5 protein-coding genes and 1 pseudogene are annotated in these 4,722 nt (G+C 31.1%); 2 read left to right on the top strand and 4 right to left on the bottom strand.

The annotated features are described in order from the left end of the window. Positions 1-143 precede the first annotated feature (143 nt). From GNY06_RS01630 to GNY06_RS01620, 3 genes are all read right to left on the bottom strand, one after another. Complete coding sequence (locus GNY06_RS01630) at positions 144-362, bottom strand: hypothetical protein (RefSeq protein ID WP_166518502.1); 219 nt, start codon at positions 360-362, stop codon at positions 144-146. Positions 363-963: 601 nt separating this feature from the next. Then, positions 964-1,521 carry a hypothetical protein gene (locus tag GNY06_RS01625; RefSeq protein WP_166518501.1) on the bottom strand — a complete coding sequence of 186 codons (558 nt, stop codon included), beginning with the start codon at positions 1,519-1,521 and terminating at the stop codon, positions 964-966. 403 nt (positions 1,522-1,924) lie between these two features. Then, on the bottom strand, positions 1,925-2,137 hold the full coding sequence (locus tag GNY06_RS01620; protein WP_166518500.1) for a hypothetical protein: 213 nt from the start codon (positions 2,135-2,137) through the stop codon (positions 1,925-1,927). A 97-nt stretch (positions 2,138-2,234) separates the two neighbouring features. Here GNY06_RS01620 and GNY06_RS15040 point away from each other — a divergent pair, with 97 nt between their 5' ends. Together GNY06_RS15040 and GNY06_RS01610 are read left to right on the top strand one after the other, a co-directional pair. Beyond that, on the top strand, positions 2,235-2,357 hold the full coding sequence (locus tag GNY06_RS15040; protein ID WP_166518503.1) for a Tn3 family transposase: 123 nt from the start codon (positions 2,235-2,237) through the stop codon (positions 2,355-2,357). Between the two features lie 249 nt (positions 2,358-2,606). Continuing rightward, positions 2,607-4,139, top strand: a complete 1,533-nt coding sequence (locus GNY06_RS01610) for a carbon-nitrogen hydrolase family protein (RefSeq protein ID WP_166518499.1) — start codon at positions 2,607-2,609, stop codon at positions 4,137-4,139. Here GNY06_RS01610 and GNY06_RS01605 read toward each other — a convergent pair. Continuing rightward, positions 4,095-4,721 (bottom strand): annotated as a pseudogene (locus tag GNY06_RS01605) (IS1 family transposase). The gene GNY06_RS01610 and the pseudogene GNY06_RS01605 overlap by 45 nt on opposite strands. Between the last annotated feature and the right edge of the window lies 1 nt (position 4,722).

Here is a 4,722-nt window from a genome sequence, read left to right as displayed (position 1 = left end):
TCTCCTGTGAAATACAGAGAAAAGGAAAAACAGAAACTTGCTGTTATAAATTAACAGAAAATAAATTGGGTACAATATGAAAAATTGTCTAATTTTAAATCGTACTAAAAAAGGGAAGCCTACACCTTCAATCCCTACTTCTTCTATATTCTTTTTTCTACGGGTATGTTCCCCCAATTCAGGTCGCCTTCTACATCAATAAACTTAGAAAAAACTAACTTTACTTGTAAAATATATTTACCCTTAAAAGCTACTATATCAAACAAACCTTGCCTGTTAGAAACTTCTCTTTTAACTGGAATAGAATCTCTTGTTAAGAGTGTGATGTTTGCAAATTCCACCACAATATTATTTTCATTCACAATTTTTCCTTTTATATGGGATTGCTGCGCTGCTAAAAAATAAGAGGTACGGCAAGGATACCTATGTTAAACAGTTATTTTTAATGTAGTAATTTTGACATGATTGTGTATTTAAGTTAGCCTAGTGACCTCATAGGCGTTCAAAATGGCCAACTTTTATCTAAGACTCTTTCTAAAGTCTTGTTATTTTTTCCAAAAGTTCTTACAAGAATTAAATAATCTGCATTTGATGTTTCTTTAATTCCTTTTAAGTTTTTTAATAAAGAAACTATTATCAAACTCTAAAAAGAAATTTGAAGATCTAATAAAAAAATTATCTCCAATTAAATCGGAGAAACTTTGATTAATTTTATTTGTTAAAACTATCATCACTTGTTAATATATTATTATTTATCAAGATGTATTTTTTATCCCTGTATATTTCAACTTTATTATCTGCTCGTCCACTAAACAAATTATAACTTGCAGTAGTAATACAAGATGAAATTAATTAACATTAATATATAGGTAAAAAATAACTTAAAATTCATAATCAATAATTAATTAAAATATGATTTAGAAAGGCTACTCAATTTTGAATAGCCTTGTAAATCATTAATTTTTAAAATGCATAACCAAAAGTCAATCCTAATCCTGGATAAATTGAACCATATTTCTCTCCAAAATTATATCCATAACCTACCCCTACATGATATCTGAAAAATAAGTTTTTACCCAATGGTAATTGCTGACCAAAGTGTAATTCATTTAGCAACACTTTTCCAATATCTTTGTTACCATTAAAATTAAATTTAGACTGAAGCCCTAAAAAACTACCGGCATTATTAATTAAAGAATGGCCTTTATTTTCTCTGATTTCTCTATTAAAAAAGTATCGTACTTGACCTTTTAAGAATATACCTAAATAAGATGTCCCATTATCTACCCATTTAATTCCTTTAGATCCATCTCTAAGATCATTGGCAGCTCCAATACCTGTGCTTAAATCGAGCAAAAACTTATTATCTAAAGGTATTTCATATCCTATAGCTAGTTTATCAGCAAAAATTTCTATTTTAAAAAAATGAGTAAGATTATTCCTTCCTAAATCCTGATTTTGTGCATAGGTCATAATTGCACTTAACAAAAAGACGATAGCAAAAATATTTTTAATTTTCATATCTAATTTTTTATTTTTTAATTACTCTAAACTTTGAGCCTCCCCATATTAAGATCCTTATTAAATCCAAAATCAGCAGTCCTAAAATTTGGAGGGGATATATGATTAGGATTAAGTAATTCATCTCTTTGATTACAACATATAAGAGAAATCAGAGATAAAGAATAAAAAATTGATTTTAAATTCATATTTATGTGTTTTTAGTATTAGTATGTTTTTGATATCCTACTATTTCTACTATCTAGAAATAGTAGTTTTTACTTTTGGATAACGGATTCTTAAAAAGAATTAAAGTTTCTTATTGAAAAGAGGAATAGGTATATTTTTTCATATTGAGAGAATTTTGTGATTGGTGTATGGCAATTTACTATTAATTAGAATTTTATCCAAAACTTTTTTATTATTATTTTTGACCTTTGAGATAGTATGTCGGGAGCATCTTAGTAGAAACGTTACTTTGGCTATCTACATCTGTTTGTAAAGATAAATTTGATGAAAGCAACCCATTCGATTTATATTTCTTGTAAGCTTCAGAAAATATTTTTACAGCTTCATTATATCCATCATAATCTTTTTCACTCAATACGACAAAATATACATTTTTATCATCTTTCATTAGAACTCCTTCAAATAATCCGGATACCTTATTATTATTAATCGGAAATATTAAACTTCTATCCCCATTTTCATATTTAATAATTGTTGGGTAATCTATTCAGCATATTGATGATTTATTTAAAGATACTATAAAATGGGACCTTATTGAAAATAATCTTCCTGATATTTTGCGTATTGCCTTATCTATAAAATCCATTGTTCTATTTTATCTTTGCTGAAGGGTTCTAGCTTATTAGTTATTTGATTTGCAATTCAAATTTGCTATTTTTCTCCGAACTCTTTTACTTTTTTAAAAGTTTAAACAACTTCACCATTATTTTTATAAAAGTATAATTTAATTAATATAAGTTGTTTAAATTAACTTAAAGACTGTAATATTTCCTAATATTTATGATTTTTTTATAAACGTTTAACAGCCTTAATAAAGATAAATTGGTTAACTTTATGCATTGCAATATATAGTTTTTATGCAAATAGAGATTCGAAAATTAAGCTTAACCGATTATGATGAACTCGTGACCTCTATGCAGGAAGCTTATTCTGATATAGAAGACAATACCTGGGCTAAGCGCAATATTCAAAAATTAACCTCCATATTTCCAGATGGTCAATTATGTATTACCGTAGACGGTAGATTAGCGGCTGCGGCCTTATCTATTATCGTCCAATATGAATATTTTGGAGACCAACACAATTTCGACGAAATTACAGGAGCAGGCAATTTCAATACCCATACTAACAATGGAAATGTCTTATATGGTATAGAAATTTTTGTCCACCCTGAATTTCGCTCTCTACGCTTAGGCCGTAGACTCTACGATGCCAGAAAAGAATTGTGTGAAATTAAAAATTTAAAATCGATTATCATCGGTGGACGCATTCCCAATTATCATAACTATAGCCATGAGCTTAGCCCCCGCCAATATATTGATAAAGTAAGCAAAAAAGAAATCTACGACCCTGTATTAACCTTCCAGCTTTCCAACAGCTTCTCTCCTATTAAAATACTTAAAGACTATCTAAAAGGCGATACGGAATCCGAAGAATATGCTGTTCTTTTACAGTGGAATAACATTTACTACACCCAGAAAAAAAATACAATTCAGGACAGTGTAGTGCGTATAGGATTGGTACAATGGCAAATGAGGCCCTTTCGCGAAATTGATGCGTTCTATCAACAGGTCGAGTTTTTTGTAGATTCTATTAGTAATTATAAAGCAGATTTTTGTGTTTTCCCGGAACTATTCAATGCTCCCCTCCTTGCAGCCTTTGATCATCTAAACGAAAGAGAAGCTATGGAAGAATTAGCCAAGCTTACCCAAGAGATAGTAGATAAAATCGCTGAACTGGCTGTAAGCTACAATGTCAATATTATTTCTGGGAGCATGCCTGTATTAGAAAAGGGTAATCTTTATAATGTGGGGTATTTGCTTCACCGGGATGGTAAAAGGGATGAATATAGAAAAATTCATATTACCCCTAATGAGCGCAATTTTTATGGAATGATTGGAGGTGATAGCCTCAAAGCTTTCGATACAGACTGTGGTAAGATCGGTATTATAGTCTGTTATGATGTTGAGTTCCCAGAACTTTCCAGAATTTTGGCGGACCAAGATATGAATATATTATTTGTACCCTATTTAACAGATACTCAAAATGCTTACACCCGCGTACGAACTTGTGCTGCGGCCAGAGCGATAGAAAACGAATGCTATGTAGCCATTGCAGGTTGTGTGGGCAACTTACCCGGTGTACGTAACATGGACATACAATTTGGGCAAGCCGCAGTATTTACCCCTTCAGATTTTGCCTTCCCCTCAAATGCTATAAAAGGTGAGTCCCCTCCCAATACGGAGATGACTTTGATCGTAGATTTAGACATTAACCTGCTCAAGGAACTCCACCACAACGGTTCTGTACAGATCCGAAAAGACCGAAGGGTAGATCTTTATAAATTATATCTCAACGAAAAACAGGGTATTGATAATCAAATTAGATAGTGTTTTATTACGATGTTGTATTAAGAGAAGTATCGATAATCTGAGCATTTCTATTTTTTTAGAATAGCATTTGGACTTTCTTCTCATTCTTGAAATGTTTCTGCTTTTGTCTGAAGATGCTTCTCTTTAGGAACAAGCTTTGGTAGCTTTTCCAGTGATCACTTGCGATCTTCTCCATTTTGTGTTGTTTTATTGTTTCCCAAAACTCTTCTGCAGTTTGATAACTTCTGTCACCAATAACGAAATTGATGAATCTTTTTCCAAATCTATCAACAGCAATCCAGATCCAACAGTGTTTTTTTTACTCCCTATATAACTGTGCATTTCATCTAACTCTCCCACTTTTATTTCCTTAGATTCACACTGTAACGATTGTACTTCTTGACCAAAACTACGAATCCAATTCAAAATAGTGACATTGCTAACGTCTAAAATCCTGCCGATTGATCTAAAGCTCAAGCCTTCAAGATAAAGTTGAAGCGCTTTTTTTCTGATTGTTTTTGAATATTCACCCCCTCTTTTATATACTGTAAAATTAAATCCACAATTTTTACATTTGTATCTTTGAAGATTCCTGACAATA

The sequence above is a fragment of the Elizabethkingia argenteiflava genome, from assembly GCF_009904105.1.
Taxonomy (GTDB): Bacteria; Bacteroidota; Bacteroidia; order Flavobacteriales; family Weeksellaceae; genus Elizabethkingia; species Elizabethkingia argenteiflava.
Note: the sequence above shows the minus strand (reverse complement) of the source record. Positions and strands in the feature narration are given on the sequence as shown.